This window comes from Streptomyces sp. NPDC018000, assembly GCF_044328025.1.
Lineage (GTDB): Bacteria > Actinomycetota > Actinomycetes > Streptomycetales > Streptomycetaceae > Streptomyces.
The window spans coordinates 23,783-41,809 of record NZ_JBIRGM010000018.1; the positions used below are offsets into that span (position 1 = coordinate 23,783).

An 18,027-nucleotide genomic window follows, 5' to 3' on the forward strand; every position below is an offset into this window, starting at 1 on the left:
AGGGGCGTTCATGCGCGTGCTCCAGGTGCTCCGGGGGCGATGAAGGGAAGTCCTGACGGTGCGCCCGACTCGATCAGCCGCAGCAGTGCGTCGGTGTCCGCGTGTTCTTCGATGAGGTCGCCGAGGCGGTCGAGCTGTTCCTCGCGCAGCGCGTCGAAGCAGGTGTCGGGGGCGCAGACGAAACGCCGGCCGGCCGCCCGCGCGACCTCGGCCAGGAAGCGGCGGCGGAATTCGTCGCTCTCCAGCGAACCGTGCCAGTGGGTGCCCCACACGGCGCCGACCCGGCAGCCGTCCAGGCCGTGACCCCGGCCGTCGGAGAAGAACGCCTCCCCGCCGTGTACGTCTGCGACGCCGTGATGGATCTCGTACCCCTCGACGGGGGCGCCGAGCGCCTCGCCGACGGGGCGGGCGAGGGTCTTCTCGCGGTCGAAGCGGATACGCACGGGCAGCAGGCCGAGGCCGTCGATGTGCCCGGCCCTGGACTCGACCTCGTCCTCGATGTGTTCGCCGAGGATCTGGAAGCCGCCGCAGATACCGAGGACCGGCCGGCCCTCGGCGGCGTGCCGTACCAGGGCGTCGGCGAGGCCGCGCTCGCGCAGCCAGGCCAGTGCCTTCACGGTGCCGCGAGTACCCGGCACGATGACGAGGTCGGCGTCGGCCAGCTCCTCGGCGCGGTCCACGAACCGGACGACGACGCCCGGTTCGGCCGCCAGAGCGTCCACATCGGTGAAGTTCGACATCAGGGGTACGGCGCACACCGCGACGCGCAGCACGTCGTCGCCGTGCGGCGGCGCGACGACCGATTCGCGTACGGCTCCGCGCAGCGCTGTGCTGTTTTTGAAAGCGGGCCTCAGACCGTCCTCCTCGTCGATCCCGAGGCCGTGGGCGAAGGGCAGCACCCCGTACGTCTGCCGCCCGGTGATCCCGCGCAGCATCTCCAGACCCGGCTCCAGCAGCGACACATCGCCGCGGAACTTGTTGACGAGGTAGCCGGCGATCAGCGACTGGTCCTCGGCGGAGAGCAGCGCCGTCGTACCGAAGAACGAGGCGAAGACACCGCCGCGGTCGATGTCGCCGACCACCACCACCGGGAAGCGCGCCGCCCGTGCGATGCCCATGTTCACGATGTCCGTGCGCCGCAGATTGATCTCCGCCGGACTGCCCGCCCCCTCGCAGATCACCGCGTCATACGTGTCCCGAAGCCGCTCAAGACAGTCCACGACCGTGCCGAGAAGCGCTTCCTGCCTGCCGCCGTGGTAGCCGCGTGCGCTCATCTCGCCCACCGGTCTGCCCATCAGGACGACCTGGCTGGAGCGGTCCCCACCGGGCTTGAGCAGCACCGGGTTCATCAGCGCGGTCGGCTCCACCCGGGCGGCCCGGGCCTGCATGGCCTGGGCGCGCCCGATCTCGGCGCCCTCGCGGGTGACGAACGAATTCAGCGACATGTTCTGCGCCTTGAAGGGCGCCACCTTCACGCCCCGGCGCACGAGCCAGCGGCAGATGCCTGCCGTGACGACGCTCTTGCCCGCGTCCGAGGTGGTTCCGGCGACCAGCAGCCCGCCGCTCATGTCCGTCTCCGTCCTGCGATCCGACGTCCTGTGACCCGGAGTCCTGCGGACCGATGTCCTGCGGACCGATGTCCTGCGGACCGATGTCCTGCGATCCGTCGTGCGACGAGACCCGCACCCAGCCGCCCCGCCACACACATGCCGAGGGCCAGCGCACTCACCCGGCGCGACAGCCGTACCGCGCGTTCGATGTCCTCGGTCTCCACCGCCCGGCCCGTCTCCCCGTTGAGGACGGGGCGGTGTTCTACCCGGCCGCCGTACGCGAGGGTCCCGCCGAGCCGTACGCCGAGTGCGCCCGCGAACGAGGCCTCCACCGGGCCCGCGTTGGGGCTCGGGTGCTTGGCCGCGTCGGCCCGCCACGCCCGTACCGCTCCACGTGGCCGCCCCCCGGCGGCCACGGCGAGCAGGGCTGTGAGCCGGGCACCCGGCCAGCCCGCGAGGTCGTCGAGGCGGGCCGAGGCCCAGCCGTAGCGCCGGTGGCGGGGCGACCGGTGGCCGACCATGGCGTCGAGGGTGTTCGCGGCCCGGAAGCCGACGAGCCCGGGCACACCGGCCAGCGCGCCCCACACCAGGGCGCCGACCACGGCGTCCGAGGTGTTCTCGGCCACGGACTCCACCACGGCGCGGGCGATCTGCGGTCCGTCGAGGGACTGCGGGTCGCGCCCGCACAGATGCGGCAGCCGCTCGCGGGCCGAATCGATGTCACCGGCTGCCAGGGCGGCGCCGATGGTCCGGGCCTCACGCCCCAGGGACGTACCGCCGACGACGGACCAGGTGGCGGCCGCGGTCAGTGCGACGGAGGCGGCGGGGTGGCTGCGTACGGCACGGGTGATCAGCGCGGCACCACCCGCCGCGCCCCCTGCGCAGACGAGCGTGTGCAGCGCGCCCCACCCGCGGTGGTCGCGCCAGAGACGGCGCTCGACGCCTGCTGCGGCCCGCCCGAAGGCGGCGACCGGATGTCCCCTGCGGGGGTCACCGAGCAGCAGATCGCCGATCAGACCGGCCGTGGCGCCGTACGCGAAAATGCGGTCGGCACGCACGGCTCAACCGGCCGTTGCGCCTCGAAGGACCTTCGTACAGGCGGCTCTCGTCGTCGAGAGCGCCACAGAAACGGACGCACGGCAGCCAGGCATGGCGATATGTCCTCACTCAGGGTCCGCGCCCTGGTTCGACGTGACCGGCGACGAGAGTCTCCTGGCTCCCGGATCCGCAGTTCCCCCGGCCTTCCAGCCCGCTCGCGCGCGCCGTGACTTCCGGTGTGGGGGACTGCTCCCCGGTGACAGTGGCGGGACCGCGCCGGATTCGCACCGGCTTCCTCTGCTGTCGCCGTAATCGGCTCCGGCAGTCCACCACGCCCTGCGAACGCCCGTCAACCTGCTGTTGATCTGCGACGGTGCAGTGTGCTGAGCCCCACATCGGACCGGGCACACCGCATCGGGCCGGACACACGAGGTGTGTCCGGCCCGATGCGGTGTGCCCGGAGAAGGGCTCAGGCGACGATCAGATAGATCCCGTACAGGACCGCCGCAGCACACAGCGCGAAGCAGACGTACGCACCGGCGCGGGCCAGCAGCAGCGAGCCGCCGGAGCCGCCCTGCGCCGCAGGTTCGGGCTGCTTGGAGAGACCGACGATGCCCAGGGTGAAGAGACCCACCAGCGCGACGGTGACGACGAGTGAGACGCCGAAGACGGAGCCGAGGGCTGCCCAGTCGATGTTCATGCTGAATCCTTAGACGGCCGGCGTAGGTGGCTGACCTAGAGGGTGGCGGTTCGCGCCGGGTCCTGGGTGGTTCCGGCCGCGGCCGGAATGGTGGCCTTGAGGTCCTGGGTCGCTGCCTGGGCCGCGGTGAGTGGCGGGCTGACGGAGGCGATGGCAGCGGTGACCACGCCCGCGGGCTCGCTGTCGCCGCCCGTCGGCGCGACATCGTCGTGGCCGACCGGCTTGCGGCGTGACACCAGCCAGATCGCCGCGGAGCCCAGGACCAGCAGCGCCGCGACGACGACGACGCCCCAGGTGCCCTGCCTGGTGAGGAGTTCCGCGCCCGCGCCCACCAGGCCCGCGGCCGGCAGGGTCAGACCCCAGGCGACGAACATCCGGGTGGCGGTGGACCAGCGGACCACGCCGCCCCGGCGGCCGAGACCCGCGCCCATCACGGCGCCGGAGCAGGACTGGGTGGTGGAGAGGGAGAAACCGAGGTGCGAGGAGGCCAGGATGACCGTGGCCGCACTGGTCTGGGCGGCGAAGCCCTGCGGCGGCTTGAGGTCGGTGAGGCCGCTGCCCATGGTGCGGATGATGCGCCAGCCACCCAGGTAGGTGCCGAGCGCGATGGCCGCACCGGCAGAGACGATGACCCAGACCGGAGGGTCGGAGTCGGGGGCCAGGACACCACCGGTGACCAGGGCCAGGGTGATGATGCCCATGGTCTTCTGCGCGTCGTTGGTGCCGTGGGCGAGGGAGACCAGTCCGGCCGAGGCGATCTGACCGGCGCGGTAGCCCTTGGCGGTGGCCTTCTCCTGGGCGCCGTTGCGGATCTTTCCGCCGATCCGGTACGTCAGCCTGGTGGCCAGCAACGCGGCCAGACCGGCCACGATCGGGGCGGCGACCGCGGGGATCAGCACCTTGGTGACGACGGTGCCGCCGTTGACCGACGACCAGCCCGCCGACATCACCGCTGCACCGATCAGGCCGCCGAACAGGGCGTGCGAGGAACTGGACGGAAGTCCGACCAGCCAGGTCAGCAGATTCCACAGGATGGCGCCGACGAGTGCCGCGAAGATGACTTCTGTCTGCAGCCCGTCCTCGTTGATGATCCCGCCGGAGATCGTCTTGGCGACCTCCACCGACAGGAACGCGCCGACGAGGTTGAGCACGGCGGACATGGCCACCGCTGTCTTCGGTTTGAGTGCGCCGGTCGAGATGGTGGTTGCCATCGCGTTGGCGGTGTCGTGGAAACCGTTCGTGAAATCGAACACTAGAGCTGTCACGATCACAATCGCGAGCAGCAGCGTGATGTGTTCCATTTACCCAGGCAATCGTTCGGCGTCATTGGCACGTGGACCGTAGGCAACCTGGATGAACGGAAGGTGAACTGAACAGGGCGCTGTGGTGTCTCCAACCGGAGCCGGGCCGTTCCGTTTGTCCTTCGCGGGGCGGTGTGGGCCCGGCGCATGGCCGATCCGGGCCCGGTTCGCCTCCCCCGCCACCACTTTTTGTGAACTTCTCCGCCTTGGATTCGAAGGCCCCGGACGCCGCTCCTTCTCCCACTGTCAATCGTGGGCGAGGTCGTTGGAGTGACCGATCGCATACCTCTTCGCCCGCCGGGCTGGCAGGATCTCCGCATGAGCGATCAGCAGCGGGACGCGATCGAACGTGCCTGGGACGGTGTCGTCGCCACTGCCCGCAGGACGGCGGCGGACGGTCTCGTCGTCGGGACCTCGGGAAATGTGTCGGCACGGGTCGGCGGGACGGTCCTGGTCACCCCGAGCGGGGTGCCGTACGACCGGCTCCGCCCCGAGGACGCCGTCGGCGTCGACCTGGAAGGCAATCGCGTCCTCGGCGAACTGGCCCCGACCAGCGAACTCCCGCTCCATCTCGCGGTCTACCGGAACAGCGACGCCGCCGCCGTCGTGCACACCCACGCGGTGCATGCCACGGCCGTGTCCACCCTGGTTCCCGAGGTCCCTTCGGTCCACTACGCCGCCGCGATGCTCGGGGGACCCGTCCGCGTCGCGGCCTATGCCCGCTACGGGACCGGGGAACTGGCCGAGAACATGCTCGCCGCCCTGCAGGGCCGTACGGGCTGCCTGCTCCAGAACCACGGAACCGTGACCTACGGCGCGACCCTGGACGAGGCGTACGACAGGACCGCCCAGTTGGAATGGCTCTGCCGGCTCTGGCTCGCCGCGAGCTCCGTCCCCGGGCACACCCCGAACCTGCTCTCCCCGGCCCAGCTGCGCGACGTACAGGAGGCGCTGAAGGGATACGGGCAACCGGGTTGACCCGCCCCTGCCTGCCCCGCTGCCCCCCGCTGTCCCATCTGTTGCCATCCGTTCCCATCTGTCCGTCCCGCCCCCGGCGGGACACCGGACGGCCCCCGTCAGCTGGCCGGGTGTGGCGCACGCCGCGACACTGGAGCGGTGCGCCCGGCAACAGTCACGGCAGCAGCCGTCACCACGATCCTCGGCCTCGGTGCGGCAGCGGTCGCGGCCGGCCGGTACGCCTGCGACGCCGCTCTCGGAGCGCCGTCCGGAGGACCACTGCCCACCGACCGCAGGATCACCGTGCACGCCACGGCGGCCGGACAGGTCACCCTGACCCGCTCCTTCGCCGCCCTGCGGCCCGGTACGTACGGACTGGTGGCCGACGACGTCCACGCCGTCGTCGGCCCGGTGATCGAACACGCCCGGCACGCTCCCGACACCGTCGTCCGCAGACTGGAACGCGTCACCCGCGGCAGCCTGGAAACCGGTGCCAAGGTCCGGATCACCCCACAGCTGCACAGCGGCGACCCCTCCTCGGCCCTCGGCCTCGAATACAGAGAAGTCGAGATCCCCGGCGAACTCGGCGCCCTGCCCGCCTGGTTCCTGCCCGGCCCCCGCGACACCTGGGTCATCACCGTGCACGGCCTCGGCACCACCAGGGAACACCCCATGAACGTCATGGAGTTCCTGCACGATCTGCGTCTGCCCGTGCTCGACCTGGCCTACCGCGGCGACGCCGGAGCCCCGCGTTCTCCGGACGGCCTCGCCCACCTCGGCGCATCCGAATGGCACGACCTGGACGCGGCGATCCGCTTCGCCGTGCGGTACGGAGCCGAGAAGGTCGTCCTGCACGGCTGGTCCACCGGTGCCTCGATGGCACTGCACGCGGCCGTCAACTCCGCGCTCCGCAACCGGATCTGCGGTCTCGTCCTCGACTCCCCGGTCCTGGACCGGGCCACCACGCTGCGCGCCCTGGCCGTCGCCCGCGGTGTCCCGACCGCACTGCTGCCGCTCGCCGTCCGCGCCGCCCCGGGGCAGACCGGACTGCGCGGCGCCCGGCTCCTGGACGGCTCCCTCGTACCGGCGCTGCATGTCCCGACCCTGATCTTCCACGGCCCGGACGACACCCTGGCCCCCTGGCAGCCGTCCCGCGATCTCGCTGCCCGCCGCCCGGACCTGGTCGCCCTGCGCGCCGTACCGCAGGCTCCGCATGGGGCGATGTGGAATGCCGACCCGCTCCACTACGAAGAGGCCCTGCGCCGCTTCCTCACACCTCTGATGTGACCTGATATGAGCGATCGGCCGACGGGTGCCGGACCCCGCACGGCACCCCCTTCCACCGCGAATTCGGGTTCCGTTTGGGCTTTCGGGCCGTCAGGGGCAAGACTGCTCCCCGTGACGTCCCGTACCCCGCGCGACTCCAGGCTGCGACTTGTCCGCCCGCGACCCCTTGCCACCGCTCGCAAGGCCGTTACCACCCGGCGCACCAGGCCGGCTCCCCGCCCCCCGGAGGGCACCCCGCCCAGGGCGGAACTGGCCCGTCAGGCCAGGACGGTCCTCGCCGACGCCGTACGGATCGCCCACTGGGCAGCCGACGGCGCGATGCCCGGCGCGCCGCCACTGGCCGCCCATGCTTTCGAACGGGCCGCGACAGCCCTGGAGTTGTCCCCGGCCCAGGTGCGCTCCGGCTGGGACCGGGCCCGGCTCGCCGGTCTGGTCGAACTGCACGGCGACACCGCACGCCCCGGCTGGCGGCTGCGCGCCTGGGACCGCGACGACTCCGCTGTCCTCCGCGGCTGGGTGGCGCTCTTCGACGCCTGGTCGCTCGTCCACCCCGCGCCCGAGGGCATCGAGTCCACCGCGGTCGCGGAGGCCGTCGAGGCCGTGCCGCAGGTGCTCTCCCTCCTTCAGCTCTCGGCGGGTCCGGTCACCGTGCCCGCCCTCCTGGACCTTCTCGGCCAGCGCGTCGCGGAACTCCACGAGGAGCGCTGCGAGGTGCCGTACGGCCCGCAGGCGCTACCCGCACCGGCCGAATCCGCCCCCGCGGCGCACCCTGCCGCCCTGGTCGCCCTCCTTCTCGACTGGGCCCTTGAGGGACTGGCCGCCGTAGGCGCGCTCACTCTCGGCGCCGGACACGCCACCCTCACCCCGCTCGGCAACTGGGCGGTCTGGGTCAAGCTGGAACAGATCTGTGTCGCGGCGCAGAGCCCGGCCGGGAACATCGAGCAGTCCGCCGCCGACATGCTGCTCGGCTGCGCCCGGCTCACCCCCGGCCCGGCCCGCGCCGAATACCGTGCCTGGCTCGCCGCCCGCCCCGTCGGCAGCGCCGTCGCCGAACTCCTCGGCGTCGCCCGCGGGGAGGACGCGCTGCTGCGCGGGCTCGCCTTCGAGGCGCTCCGGGTCGTCGGCGCCCCCGCCGAACCCGAGGTGCGCTCCGTCATGGGCGACCCCTCACTGCGCCCCTATGCACTGCTGTGGCTGGCCGAGTACGACGGAACGGACCCCGAGGACGCCCAGGACGTCCTCAGCCGGGAGGAAGCCACCTGGCTCTGGGTCGACACCGCGGCGGCCGTCGCAGACCACGGCGAGACCGGGCTGCTGGTCCGCCATCTCGACTCGGCCGTCCAGGGCACGGTGCCGGCGCTGCTGGACGAGGTACGGGCAGTCGGCCACCCGCGCACCGTGCAGGTCCTGGTGGCCCTGGCCGCCGCGCACCCCGACCCGGCGCTGGCCAAAGCGGTGCGCCGGGCCGCGTTCCAGGTACACACGGGCGGCGCGTAGCGCGGGTGGGTCCGTGTCGGACGGGCTTGACCACAAGCCCGTCCGGCCGTCAGTCCGCCGACCCCGGTGCGTACGTCCCGAAGCTCCACACATTGCCCTCCCCGTCCCGCGCCGTGTAGTCGCGCGAGCCGTAGTCCTGGTCCGTGGGCGGCATCAGGATCTCCACGCCGTACTCCACGGCCCGGGCATGATGCGCATCGACCTCGTCCACCACGACGTAGACACCGGCCGGGCCCGCGTCCTGCATCGCCTTGGCGAAGACACCCCCGCGGCCCTTGGAACCCAGCATCACCCTGCCGTTGCCGCAGGACAGCTCCGCGTGGAGCACCGTGCCGTTCTCGCCCTCGTACACCGCTTCCTGGGTGAAGCCGAGGCCCTCCGTCAGCGTCCTGATCGCGGCCTTCGCGTCGTCGTACAGAATCGTCGGATAGATCGTCGGAACGCCGGCCGGTGCGCCTGCCATTGCGCTCACCCCTTCTCGTACTCCCGCGACCACTTCTGTGACCTACGTCTCAGTCTTTCACCGGCCACTGGCAACGGCCCGGAGGACTCGGACCGACCGGCACATGGGGGGCGCCGCGGGGCTGGAAAAGCGGTTGCACACCGCCAGTAGAATGACCCGCATGGCAATGCTCCTTGTGCATCAGTAACGGCGTCGAGTCGTGAGTCCGTAGCCGTCCCGTCCGCCGTCCACACCGCCCTGGAGTTTTACCTTGATCACCGCTTCCGGCATCGAGCTGCGCGCCGGCGCCCGCATCCTCATCGAGTCCGCCTCCTTCCGTATCGCCAAGGGTGACCGCATCGGCCTCGTCGGCCGCAACGGAGCGGGCAAGACCACTCTCACCAAGTGCCTCGCAGGTGAGGGCAACCCCGCCGGTGGCGCCATCACCCGCTCCGGCGAGGTCGGCTACCTCCCGCAGGACCCGCGCACCGGCGACCTCGACGTACTCGCCCGCGACCGCATCCTCTCCGCCCGTGGTCTCGACGAGATCCTGCGCAAGATGCGCGAGAACGAGGAGCGGATGGCGAACGGCAAGGGCGCCACCCGTGAGAAGGCGATGAAGAAGTACGAGCGCCTGGAGACGGAGTTCCTCACCAAGGGCGGTTACGCCGCCGAGGCCGAGGCCGCCACCATCGCCGCCGCGCTCAGCCTGCCCGACCGGGTGCTCGGACAGCCGCTCCATACGCTCTCCGGCGGTCAGCGCCGCCGCGTCGAACTGGCCCGCATCCTGTTCTCGGACGCCGACATCCTGCTGCTCGACGAGCCTACGAACCACCTCGACGCCGACTCGATCGTCTGGCTGCGCGACTACCTCAAGACCTACCGCGGCGGCTTCATCGTGATCTCCCACGATGTCGAGCTCGTCGAGACGGTCGTCAACAAGGTCTTCTACCTCGACGCCAACCGCTCGCAGATCGACATCTACAACATGGGCTGGAAGCTCTACCAGCAGCAGCGCGAAGCCGACGAGAAGCGCCGCAAGCGCGAGCGGCAGAACGCCGAGAAGAAGGCCGCGGCCCTCAACTCCCAGGCCGACAAGATGCGCGCGAAGGCCACCAAGACCGTCGCCGCGCAGAACATGGCCAAGCGCGCCGAGCGGCTGCTCTCCGGTCTGGAGGCCGTCCGGGTCTCCGACAAGGTCGCCAAGCTGCGCTTCCCCGAGCCCGCGCCGTGCGGCAGGACCCCCCTGATGGCGGAGGGCCTGTCCAAGTCGTACGGATCCCTCGAAATCTTCACCGATGTGGACCTCGCCATCGACAAGGGCTCCCGGGTCGTCATCCTGGGCCTCAACGGCGCGGGCAAGACCACGCTGCTCCGGCTTCTCGGCGGCGCCGAGAAGCCCGACACCGGCCAGGTCATCGAGGGGCACGGACTCAAGCTCGGCTACTACGCCCAGGAGCACGAGACCCTCGATCCGGAGCGCTCCGTCCTGGAGAACATGCGCTCCGCGGCACCCGACCTCGATCTTGTCGACGTCCGCAAGACCCTGGGCTCGTTCCTCTTCTCCGGTGACGACGTCGACAAGCCGGCCGGCGTCCTCTCCGGCGGTGAGAAGACCCGTCTCGCACTGGCGACCCTGGTGGTCTCCTCCGCCAATGTGCTGCTCCTGGACGAGCCGACGAACAACCTCGACCCGGCCAGTCGCGAGGAGATCCTCGGCGCGCTGCGTACGTACAAGGGCGCCGTCGTCCTCGTCACGCACGACGAGGGGGCGGTCGAGGCGCTTCAGCCGGAGCGCATCATCCTGCTGCCGGACGGTGTCGAGGACCTGTGGGGCGCGGACTACCAGGACCTCGTCGCGCTGGCCTGATCCCGGCCCGGTCACCCCTGATCCACTTCGTCTGGATCATTCGGCCTACGCGTGATCCATCATCTGAGTGAGTACGTCTCGTACCTCGGCGCGGCGCCCGGCAGATACCTGCCGGGCGCACCCATATGGGGCCGCTCACCCCGTGTGGCCCTGACCTGGCGGTTCGTCCCGAGCCTGTCCCCACTTGTCTCCACAGCCCGGCGGAATGCGGGATTCCGGTCGTATCGGCCCGCTCCCGGACGGGAATCCGGTTGCACGGACCTTGCCGAATGGGTGGCCAGGAAGCCGTCGAGGGGTGATCATGAGAGTCCAGAGCGCACTTCCCATGAGGAGGCACGGGTGGCCGAGACTCTGAAGAAGGGCAGCCGGGTTACCGGCGCCGCGCGCGACAAGCTCGCGGCAGACCTGAAGAAGAAGTACGACTCCGGTGCGAGCATCCGGGCGTTGGCCGAAGAGACCGGCCGCTCCTACGGATTCGTCCACCGGATGCTCAGCGAGTCCGGAGTCACGCTGCGTGGACGCGGCGGAGCGACACGAGGCAAGAAGACCGCCACGGCCTGACGGCCTTCGGCGGATCGGGGCGGGCCTTCCGGCCCGCCCCGAGGCTCACCGGTTTCGGCGGTGGCCACCCGGTCGATCGTGATGTCGGTCGGGTGGTTACTGTTCAGTCACTTAGGTTGAAGTGCTGACTGACCCGATCCGGAGGCGCCCCATGACCTCGCTCGACTCTGTGCTCGACAAGGACGGCGTACGACTCACCGTCGATGACGCGGTTGCCACGGTGACCCTCACCAATCCGGCCAAGCGCAACGCTCAGTCCCCCGCTCTGTGGCGGGCGTTGACGGAGGCCGGACGGGCACTGCCCGGCAATGTGCGGGTCGTTGTGCTCCGAGGCGAGGGCAAGTCCTTCTCCGCGGGCCTCGACCGGCAGGCGTTCACCCCCGAGGGGTTCGACGGTGAGCCGTCCTTCCTCGACATGGCGCGCGGCCCGGAGGCCGAGCTCGACGCGACCATCGCCGAGTACCAGGAGGCGTTCACCTGGTGGCGCCGCAACGACATCGTGTCGATCGCGGCCGTCCAGGGGCATGCGATCGGTGCCGGCTTCCAGCTCGCCCTCGCCTGCGATCTGCGGATCGTCGCCGAGGACGTGCAGTTCGCCATGCGCGAGACCAGCCTCGGTCTGGTCCCCGACCTCACCGGCACACACCCTTTGGTCAACCTGATGGGGTACGCCCGGGCGCTCGAAATCTGCGCCACGGGCCGCTTCGTGCACGCCGAGGAGGCCGAGCGCACCGGCCTGGCCAACCTCGTGGTGCCCGCCGACGAGCTGGACGCCGCAGCCCGCGACCTGGCGGGCGCACTGCTGGCCGCCCCGCGCGATGCGGTCGTGGAGACCAAGGCACTGCTGAGCGGTGCCGTCTCCCGCGGTTACGAGGAGCAGCGCGTTGCCGAGCGCGCCGCGCAGGGCCGCCGTCTGCGCGACCTGGCGGGCATCACCGACTGAGACCGACCGGCACATGGGGCGGGAGGGCTGTGCCCTCGACCGCCGGGTGGGCTCGCTCCTCAGGTCCGCCCGGTGGCCGGCTCCGTCCGGTGGTCAGTCCCGCTCCACCACCGCCGTGATCAGGACCGCGACCGAGGGATGCCCCTCCACCGCATCCGTCACCGCGCTCCGCACCGCACGCGCCACATCGAGCGCCCGGCGGCCGGAGTCCGTCGCCAGTTCGACCCGTACGTGATCCGGGCCCAGGCGCACCGCGTTGCCCAGAACCCGGGTCAGCGTCACGACACCGGGAACACCCGCGGCGGCCACCCCCGCCACCCCCTCCGGTCTCGCCGAGCGCACCTCGGCCGGTGCGGGCGCCCGCCGTTCGGGTGGTGTGTCCAGCAGCTCCGTCACCCGGAGATCCACCTCGGCGACCACCAGGCCCAGCCGGTGCCCGGCCGCCGTCAGCAGTGCCGAGCGCAGATCCGCGGCGGCGGCGGGCAGCGGTCGGCCGGACATCGCCGACATGGTCGCCTCGATCCGCAGTGGCCCCGGCGGCAGCGCACTCGGCGGTGGTTCCACCTCCGCGTCCGGGGCCCGGTCCGGATCAGCCACGGCGATTCTGAGCTCTCCCAGCACCGGCCCTGGTCCCGGCCCGCCCACCGCGTCGCGCAGCACCCAGGCAACGGCCCGCTCCGAGATCCAGGCCCCGTCCGCCGGACCGCCCAGCGGCAGCAGCCGGCCGAGGCCGAGCCGTTGACGGACCGCTGCCGCCCATCCGTCGGCCCTGTGCGGGCTGTCAGCCGTCGTCATCTCCCCAGCCTGCCGCATCCACGGCGCGAAACGGGGCAAGCACACTTAATGTGGGCAGCGAGGTTCAACCCGTCCCGAAGGGAAAAGTGGCGATGACCGAGACCCCACAGCGGAACCGTCCCGAGAGCCCCGAGAAGGAACCGAGCCCGCTCACCAAGCGCGGCGGGGGAGCCCCCGCCACCCGTGGCCGTACGACCATCGCCGACGGCGTGGTCGAGAAGATCGCGGGAATGGCGGCACGTGACGTGGTCGGTGTCCATGCGATGGGCAGTGGCTTCGCGCGTACGTTCGGAGCGGTGCGCGAACGGGTACCCGGCGGTGGGAAGTCCGTCACCCGGGGCGTCAAGGCGGAGGTCGGCGAATCGCAGACCGCTCTCGACCTGGAGATCGTCGTCGACTACGGCGTGTCGATCATCGATGTCGCCCGTGATGTACGGGAGAACGTCATCGCGGCGGTCGAGCGGATGACCGGCCTGGAAGTCGTCGAGGTCAATATCGCGGTGAGCGACGTGAAGCTGCCCGACGAGGAAGAAGAAGAGCCCGAGCCACGTCTCCAGTAGACCTCGTGACCGAGGCAGTTGAGGAGCGAGGAGCACAGGATGACCATGGCTGTGATCGGCATGGTGGCCGGCATGGCGCTCGGATTCGCCGGGTACTTCGGCGGATTCGGGGCCTTTCTGCTGGTGGCCGCGTTGGGGGCGATCGGGTTCGTCGTCGGCCGCTTCCTGGAAGGTGACCTGGAGCCCGGCGACTTCTTCCGGAGTCGCGAGCGCGGCGGCCGACGGCGGTGACGGCGTTGCCGGGGGTGAGCGGCCGGGTACCCGCCGGTGAGCGCGGGGGGACCCGGATCGCGGACCGGGTGGTCGCGAAGATCGCCGCGCAGGCGGCGAAGGAGGCGATCGACGAGCCGCCGAAGAAAGGCGTCTCGCCGCGCGCCACGGTCACGGTGCATCGCGACACAGCCCGGGTCCGGGTGAGCCTGGAGCTCGGATACCCCTGCGACATCGGCCGCCAGTGCGGCGGGGTGCGCCGGCATGTCGCCGAGCGGGTGAAGGCGTTGGCGGGGATGGAAGTGCCCGAGGTCGCCGTACAGGTCGAGCGCCTGCATCCGACGGGAGCGGGCATCGCGGCACAGGGGAGGATCCGGTGACCGAGCCCCACGACCCGGAACACCGTACGCAACGGCCGCCCACCACCCGGCCCGTCGAACAGGGGGCCGTGCCCGAACTCGACCGGTCCGCCTCGTCCGCTGCCTGCGACCCGGAGCCCGCCCAGCAGGAGAGCGGTGGCGGGGCGGGCCGTTTCTGGTCCGCGCGCCGTATTCCTGCGGCGGTCCTCGCCCTGGTGATCCTCGTCGGCACCGGTCTGCTGCTCTACGACGTGGCAGCCGTACGGGCCGGCCATCCGGCGATGCAGTGGCGCCGCACGCTGGCCGACGAACTCGCCGGCCGGCCGCTGGACGACGTCCGGGTGCTGTCCGGCGCGGCGGCCGCCGTGGCGATCGGCCTGTGGCTGCTCGTGCTCGCCGTCACCCCCGGACTCCGCGACCTGCTGCCGATGCGCCGCGACCGTCCCGGCGTACGGGCCGGCCTCGACCGGGCCGCGGCCGCACTGGTTCTGCGGGACCGGGCCATCGAGGTGTCCGGTGTGCAGTCGGTACGGGTCCGGATGGGCCGGGGCAAGACCGGGGTTCGTGCGGTGTCGCACTTCCGTGAACTCGACGACGTACGGGCCGATCTGGACACCGTGCTGGGGACCGGCATCAAGGAACTGGGCCTGGCCAGGCCGCCGAGCCTGTCCGTACAAGTCCGCCGTCCGGCCAAGAAGAGGTGAGTCCGTTGCTCGGGACCGTCAACCGGGTACTGCTCGGCCTGGCCGGGCTGGTGCTGATCTGCGGCGGCGGCGCGGTGCTCGCGGCCGGGCTCGGTCTCTCCGTACCGTCCTGGTGGCCCTGGTACGGCAAGGGTGATGTGCTCCTCAGCGAGGCAGAACGGGACCGCTGGCGCGGCGAGGGCTGGTGGTGGCCGACCGTGATCGCGGTCCTCGCCGTCGTGGTCGTGCTCGCCCTGTGGTGGCTGCTGGCCCAGCTGCGCCGCGCCCGCCTCGCCGAGGTGCTGGTGGACAGCGGCGACGGCGAGGGCGCGCTGCTGCGGGGCCGGGCCCTGGAGGGGGTGCTCGCCCATGAGGCGGGGACCTTGGACGGGGTGGCCCGCGCCCACGTCGTGCTGACCGGCCGACGCAGTTCGCCACGCGCCAGGATCCGCCTGCTGATGGAGCCGCACGCGGAGCCGGACGCGGCGCTCGGCCGTCTCACCGACGAGGCGCTGGCCCATGCCCGGGATTCGGCGGGGCTGGCGGAGCTGCCGGCCGAGGTGCGGCTGAGGGCGGTCAGGCACCGTGCGGAAAGGGTGAGTTGACGGTGATTTCCGTGGCGGTCCAGGGCAGAGCGGGCCGGTTCAGAATCCGTGCCGGGAGCCGCCGTCGACCGGCAGCATGATGCCCGTCAGATACGACGCCGCGGGCGAGAGCAGGAACGCCGCGGTCCGGCCGAACTCCTCCGGCGTGCCGTAGCGCCGCAGCGGAATACGTGCCTCATTGGCCGCGCGAGAGGCTTCCGCATCGCCCGAGAGCGCATCCAGCTCACGCACCCGGTCCGTGTCGATCCGGGCCGGCAGCACGCCCACCACGCGGATGCCCCGGGGGCCGAGCTCATCGGCCAGGGACTTGGCGAAACCGGCAAGGCCCGGCCGCAGACCGTTGGAGATCGTCAGCCCGGCGATCGGCTCGTACACGGAACCGGAGAGCACGAAGCCGATGACACCGCCCGCGCCGAGCGTGGCCGCCGCGGCCCTGGCAAGGCGTACCGCCCCCAGGAAGACCGACTCGAAAGCCGACTGCCACTGCTCGTCGGTGTTGTCGGCGACGAGGCCGGGTGCCGGTCCACCGACGCTGATGAGTACGCCGTCGAGCCGCCCGAACCGCTCGTGCGCGCTGTCCACCAGACGCTGCGCGGCGGCGGGGTCGGCATTGTCGGCGGTCAGGCCGACGGCGTCCGGCCCCAGTTCGGCAGCGGCCGCCTCGACGCGCTTCTCGTCCCGGCCGGTGATGATCACCCTTGCGCCGTCCTCGGCCAGCGCCCGCGCCGTGGCGTTGCCCAGCCCCCGGCTCGCTCCGGTGACGATGTACACGCGGTCCTTCAGTCCAAGATCCATGGGCCCTATCCTGCCGCGTCGAGTCCCAGCGCGTCCTCCCCGGCCAGCGCCATGGCGGTGCCCACCAGTCCGATATGGCTGAACGCCTGCGGGAAGTTGCCGACCTGCCGGCGCCCGACGATGTCGTATTCCTCGGAGAGCAGCCCCACATCGTTACGGAGTGCCAGCAGTTGCTCGAAGAGATCCCTGGCCTCATCGATGCGCCCGGTCAGGCGCAGGGCGTCGGCCAGCCAGAACGAACACGCCAGGAAGGCCCCTTCGTTGCCGGGCAGCCCGTCGATCGAGGCGCCGTCCGTGCTGTAGCGGCGGACCAGGCAGCCGCTGCCCAGCTCGTCCCGGACCGCGTCGACCGTCCCGACCAGCCGGGGATCGTCCGGCGGCAGGAAACCGGTCCGGGCGATCAGCAGCGTCGCGGCGTCCAGATTCCGGGAGCCGTAGGACTGCGTGAAGGTGTTCCGTACCGGGTCGAACCCCTTCTCGCACACATCCCGGTGCACGGCGGTCCGCATCGCCCGCCACCGGTCGGCGTCGCCGGCCAGCGAGGGGTCCTTCTCCAGGGTGCGTACGGCACGGTCGGCGGCGACCCAGGCCATCACCTTGGAGTGCACGAAGTGGCGGCGCTGGCCGCGGATCTCCCACAGCCCCTCGTCCGGCTCGCGCCAGGTGGACTCCAGGAAGCCGAGCAGGCTGAGCTGCAGATTCCAGGCGTGCGGCTTGTCGTCCAGGCCCGCCTCGCGCGCGAGCCGCAGCGAGTCGATGACCTCCCCGTACACATCGAGCTGACGCTGGCGGACCGCGGCGTTGCCGATCCGGACCGGGCTGGAGTTCTCGTATCCGCGCAGCCACGGCAGCTCCGACTCGGGCAGTCTGCGTTCGCCCGCCAGGCCGTACATGATCTGCAGGTCGGCAGGGTCCCCGGCGACGGCCCGCAGCAGCCAGTCCCGCCAGGCGGCGGCCTCCTCCAGGTAGCCGGCCGAGATGAGGGCGTCGAGGGTGAGGGTGGAATCCCGCAGCCAACAGAAGCGGTAGTCCCAGTTCCGTACGCCGCCGATCTCCTCGGGCAGCGAGGTGGTGGGAGCCGCCACGATGCCACCGGTCGGGCCGAAGGTGAGCGCCTTCAGCGTGATCAGTGAGCGGACCACCGCCTCCCGGTACGGTCCCCGGTACTTGCACCGCGCGGACCACTCGGCCCAGTCGGACAGGGTGTTCTCCAGCGCCTCGAACGGCTCGACGAGATCGGGGCGGGGCGAGTGCGAGGGGTGCCAGGTCAGGACGAACGCCACCTGCTCGCCCGCGGAGACGGTGAACGACGAGCGGGTGGAGAACTGCTGGCCCCATGTCTTGACCGGCGGCTCGCTGCGCAGCCAGGCCGAGTCCGGTCCCGCGATCGCCACCCGGTGCCCCTGCGAGCGGCGCACCCACGGCACGACCGAGCCGAAGTCGAAGCGCAGCCGGATCACGGAGCTCATCTCGACGGTGCCGCTGATGCCCTCGACGATCCGCATGACATCGGGTTCCCGGTCGCGCTGCGGCATGAAGTCGATGACCTTGACCGTGCCGGTACGGGTCTCCCAGAAGGTCTCCAGGACGAGGGAGTCACCCGCGTAGCCGCGCCGGGTGCAGGTGTCCGCGCCCTTCGGGGCGATCCGCCAGTGGCCGTTCTCCTCGTCGCCGAGCAGGGCCGCGAAGCAGGCGCCCGAGTCGAAGCGGGGCAGACAGAGCCAGTCGACAGAACCGTTCCTGCCGACCAGGGCGGCCGTCTGCAGATCGCCGATGAGGGCGTAGTCCTCGATGCGTGGGGTCACGTTCTGGCGTGTTCCCGAACCTGGGCCCGGCTAACGGCCTCACCCTCGATTGGCAGCGGCGTCGCAGCG

19 protein-coding genes and 1 riboswitch are annotated in these 18,027 nt (G+C 71.4%); of the genes, 11 read left to right on the forward strand and 8 right to left on the reverse strand.

Annotated elements, in window-relative coordinates:
• Nucleotides 1-8: 8 nt before the first annotated feature.
• The 4 genes from ACH4EW_RS26390 to ACH4EW_RS26405 all read right to left on the reverse strand — a co-directional run bounded on the left by ACH4EW_RS26390 (nucleotide 9) and on the right by ACH4EW_RS26405 (nucleotide 4,589).
• A complete protein-coding gene (locus tag ACH4EW_RS26390; RefSeq protein ID WP_398260946.1) occupies nucleotides 9-1,568 on the reverse strand; it encodes a cobyric acid synthase in 1,560 nt (519 codons plus the stop codon).
• Nucleotides 1,565-2,608: a cobalamin biosynthesis protein gene (locus tag ACH4EW_RS26395; protein WP_398260948.1), complete on the reverse strand. Its 1,044-nt coding sequence runs from the start codon at nucleotides 2,606-2,608 to the stop codon at nucleotides 1,565-1,567. Before ACH4EW_RS26395 ends, ACH4EW_RS26390 begins: the two co-directional genes overlap by 4 nt.
• 147 nt (nucleotides 2,609-2,755) lie before the next feature.
• A riboswitch (cobalamin riboswitch) is annotated at nucleotides 2,756-2,887 on the reverse strand.
• 170 nt (nucleotides 2,888-3,057) lie between these two features.
• A complete protein-coding gene (locus ACH4EW_RS26400; protein WP_398260950.1) occupies nucleotides 3,058-3,288 on the reverse strand; it encodes a hypothetical protein in 231 nt (76 codons plus the stop codon).
• A 35-nt stretch (nucleotides 3,289-3,323) separates the two neighbouring features.
• Nucleotides 3,324-4,589, reverse strand: a complete 1,266-nt coding sequence (locus ACH4EW_RS26405; protein ID WP_398260952.1) for an anion permease — start codon at nucleotides 4,587-4,589, stop codon at nucleotides 3,324-3,326.
• 318 nt (nucleotides 4,590-4,907) lie between these two features.
• Here ACH4EW_RS26405 and ACH4EW_RS26410 point away from each other — a divergent pair, with 318 nt between their 5' ends.
• The 3 genes from ACH4EW_RS26410 to ACH4EW_RS26420 all read left to right on the forward strand — a co-directional run bounded on the left by ACH4EW_RS26410 (nucleotide 4,908) and on the right by ACH4EW_RS26420 (nucleotide 8,330).
• Nucleotides 4,908-5,567 carry a class II aldolase/adducin family protein gene (locus ACH4EW_RS26410; RefSeq protein WP_398260955.1) on the forward strand — a complete coding sequence of 220 codons (660 nt, stop codon included), beginning with the start codon at nucleotides 4,908-4,910 and terminating at the stop codon, nucleotides 5,565-5,567.
• A gap of 138 nt (nucleotides 5,568-5,705) precedes the next feature.
• A complete protein-coding gene (locus tag ACH4EW_RS26415; protein WP_398260957.1) occupies nucleotides 5,706-6,833 on the forward strand; it encodes an alpha/beta hydrolase in 1,128 nt (375 codons plus the stop codon).
• 141 nt (nucleotides 6,834-6,974) lie between these two features.
• Nucleotides 6,975-8,330, forward strand: a complete 1,356-nt coding sequence (locus tag ACH4EW_RS26420) for a hypothetical protein (RefSeq protein ID WP_398261085.1) — start codon at nucleotides 6,975-6,977, stop codon at nucleotides 8,328-8,330.
• 49 nt (nucleotides 8,331-8,379) lie between these two features.
• Here ACH4EW_RS26420 and ACH4EW_RS26425 read toward each other — a convergent pair whose 3' ends face one another.
• Nucleotides 8,380-8,793: a VOC family protein gene (locus tag ACH4EW_RS26425; RefSeq protein ID WP_398260959.1), complete on the reverse strand. Its 414-nt coding sequence runs from the start codon at nucleotides 8,791-8,793 to the stop codon at nucleotides 8,380-8,382.
• A gap of 250 nt (nucleotides 8,794-9,043) precedes the next feature.
• Between ACH4EW_RS26425 and ACH4EW_RS26430 the strand changes: the two genes are divergently transcribed.
• The 3 genes from ACH4EW_RS26430 (at nucleotide 9,044) to ACH4EW_RS26440 (ending at nucleotide 12,146) form a co-directional block, all read left to right on the forward strand.
• Nucleotides 9,044-10,642 (forward strand): ABC-F family ATP-binding cassette domain-containing protein, encoded by a 1,599-nt coding sequence (locus tag ACH4EW_RS26430; RefSeq protein ID WP_398260961.1) that lies wholly within the window; start codon nucleotides 9,044-9,046, stop codon nucleotides 10,640-10,642.
• Nucleotides 10,643-10,981: 339 nt separating this feature from the next.
• Nucleotides 10,982-11,203, forward strand: coding sequence for a helix-turn-helix domain-containing protein (locus tag ACH4EW_RS26435; RefSeq protein ID WP_398260963.1), 222 nt, complete (start codon nucleotides 10,982-10,984; stop codon nucleotides 11,201-11,203).
• Nucleotides 11,204-11,354: 151 nt separating this feature from the next.
• Nucleotides 11,355-12,146, forward strand: coding sequence for an enoyl-CoA hydratase/isomerase family protein (locus ACH4EW_RS26440; RefSeq protein WP_398260965.1), 792 nt, complete (start codon nucleotides 11,355-11,357; stop codon nucleotides 12,144-12,146).
• 93 nt (nucleotides 12,147-12,239) lie between these two features.
• On the opposite strand, the gene ACH4EW_RS26445 is transcribed toward ACH4EW_RS26440, so the two are convergent.
• Nucleotides 12,240-12,941: a hypothetical protein gene (locus ACH4EW_RS26445; RefSeq protein WP_398260967.1), complete on the reverse strand. Its 702-nt coding sequence runs from the start codon at nucleotides 12,939-12,941 to the stop codon at nucleotides 12,240-12,242.
• 92 nt (nucleotides 12,942-13,033) lie between these two features.
• On the opposite strand from ACH4EW_RS26445, the gene ACH4EW_RS26450 reads away from it, so the two are divergent.
• From ACH4EW_RS26450 to amaP, 5 genes are read left to right on the forward strand one after another with little or no spacing between them, the layout of a single operon-like run.
• Nucleotides 13,034-13,501, forward strand: a complete 468-nt coding sequence (locus tag ACH4EW_RS26450; RefSeq protein WP_398260969.1) for an Asp23/Gls24 family envelope stress response protein — start codon at nucleotides 13,034-13,036, stop codon at nucleotides 13,499-13,501.
• 39 nt (nucleotides 13,502-13,540) lie between these two features.
• The gene (locus tag ACH4EW_RS26455; protein ID WP_398260971.1) at nucleotides 13,541-13,732 is read left to right on the forward strand and encodes a hypothetical protein; all 192 of its coding nucleotides are present in this window, start codon (nucleotides 13,541-13,543) and stop codon (nucleotides 13,730-13,732) included.
• A gap of 5 nt (nucleotides 13,733-13,737) precedes the next feature.
• Nucleotides 13,738-14,091, forward strand: a complete 354-nt coding sequence (locus tag ACH4EW_RS26460) for a hypothetical protein (protein WP_398261087.1) — start codon at nucleotides 13,738-13,740, stop codon at nucleotides 14,089-14,091.
• On the forward strand, nucleotides 14,088-14,774 hold the full coding sequence (locus ACH4EW_RS26465; protein WP_398260973.1) for a DUF6286 domain-containing protein: 687 nt from the start codon (nucleotides 14,088-14,090) through the stop codon (nucleotides 14,772-14,774). The genes ACH4EW_RS26460 and ACH4EW_RS26465 overlap by 4 nt, the downstream gene beginning before the upstream one ends.
• A 5-nt stretch (nucleotides 14,775-14,779) precedes the next feature.
• Entirely contained in the window at nucleotides 14,780-15,358 is a 579-nt protein-coding gene (gene amaP, locus ACH4EW_RS26470) for an alkaline shock response membrane anchor protein AmaP (RefSeq protein ID WP_398261089.1), read from the forward strand.
• A 39-nt stretch (nucleotides 15,359-15,397) separates the two neighbouring features.
• On the opposite strand, the gene ACH4EW_RS26475 is transcribed toward amaP, so the two are convergent.
• The gene (locus ACH4EW_RS26475) at nucleotides 15,398-16,153 is read right to left on the reverse strand and encodes an SDR family oxidoreductase (RefSeq protein ID WP_398260975.1); all 756 of its coding nucleotides are present in this window, start codon (nucleotides 16,151-16,153) and stop codon (nucleotides 15,398-15,400) included.
• Between the two features lie 5 nt (nucleotides 16,154-16,158).
• A complete protein-coding gene (locus tag ACH4EW_RS26480; RefSeq protein ID WP_398260977.1) occupies nucleotides 16,159-17,958 on the reverse strand; it encodes a glycoside hydrolase family 15 protein in 1,800 nt (599 codons plus the stop codon).
• Nucleotides 17,959-18,027: the final 69 nt, after the last annotated feature.

Coding starts and splice junctions, on each gene's coding strand:
- ACH4EW_RS26390 (WP_398260946.1), bottom strand. CDS start 1,568: ATGAGCGGCGGGCTGCTGGTCGCCGGAACCACCTCGGACGCGGGCAAG.
- ACH4EW_RS26400 (WP_398260950.1), bottom strand. CDS start 3,288: ATGAACATCGACTGGGCAGCCCTCGGCTCCGTCTTCGGCGTCTCACTC.
- ACH4EW_RS26405 (WP_398260952.1), bottom strand. CDS start 4,589: ATGGAACACATCACGCTGCTGCTCGCGATTGTGATCGTGACAGCTCTA.
- ACH4EW_RS26410 (WP_398260955.1), top strand. CDS start 4,908: ATGAGCGATCAGCAGCGGGACGCGATCGAACGTGCCTGGGACGGTGTC.
- ACH4EW_RS26425 (WP_398260959.1), bottom strand. CDS start 8,793: ATGGCAGGCGCACCGGCCGGCGTTCCGACGATCTATCCGACGATTCTG.
- ACH4EW_RS26440 (WP_398260965.1), top strand. CDS start 11,355: ATGACCTCGCTCGACTCTGTGCTCGACAAGGACGGCGTACGACTCACC.
- ACH4EW_RS26445 (WP_398260967.1), bottom strand. CDS start 12,941: ATGACGACGGCTGACAGCCCGCACAGGGCCGACGGATGGGCGGCAGCG.
- ACH4EW_RS26450 (WP_398260969.1), top strand. CDS start 13,034: ATGACCGAGACCCCACAGCGGAACCGTCCCGAGAGCCCCGAGAAGGAA.
- ACH4EW_RS26455 (WP_398260971.1), top strand. CDS start 13,541: ATGACCATGGCTGTGATCGGCATGGTGGCCGGCATGGCGCTCGGATTC.
- ACH4EW_RS26475 (WP_398260975.1), bottom strand. CDS start 16,153: ATGGATCTTGGACTGAAGGACCGCGTGTACATCGTCACCGGAGCGAGC.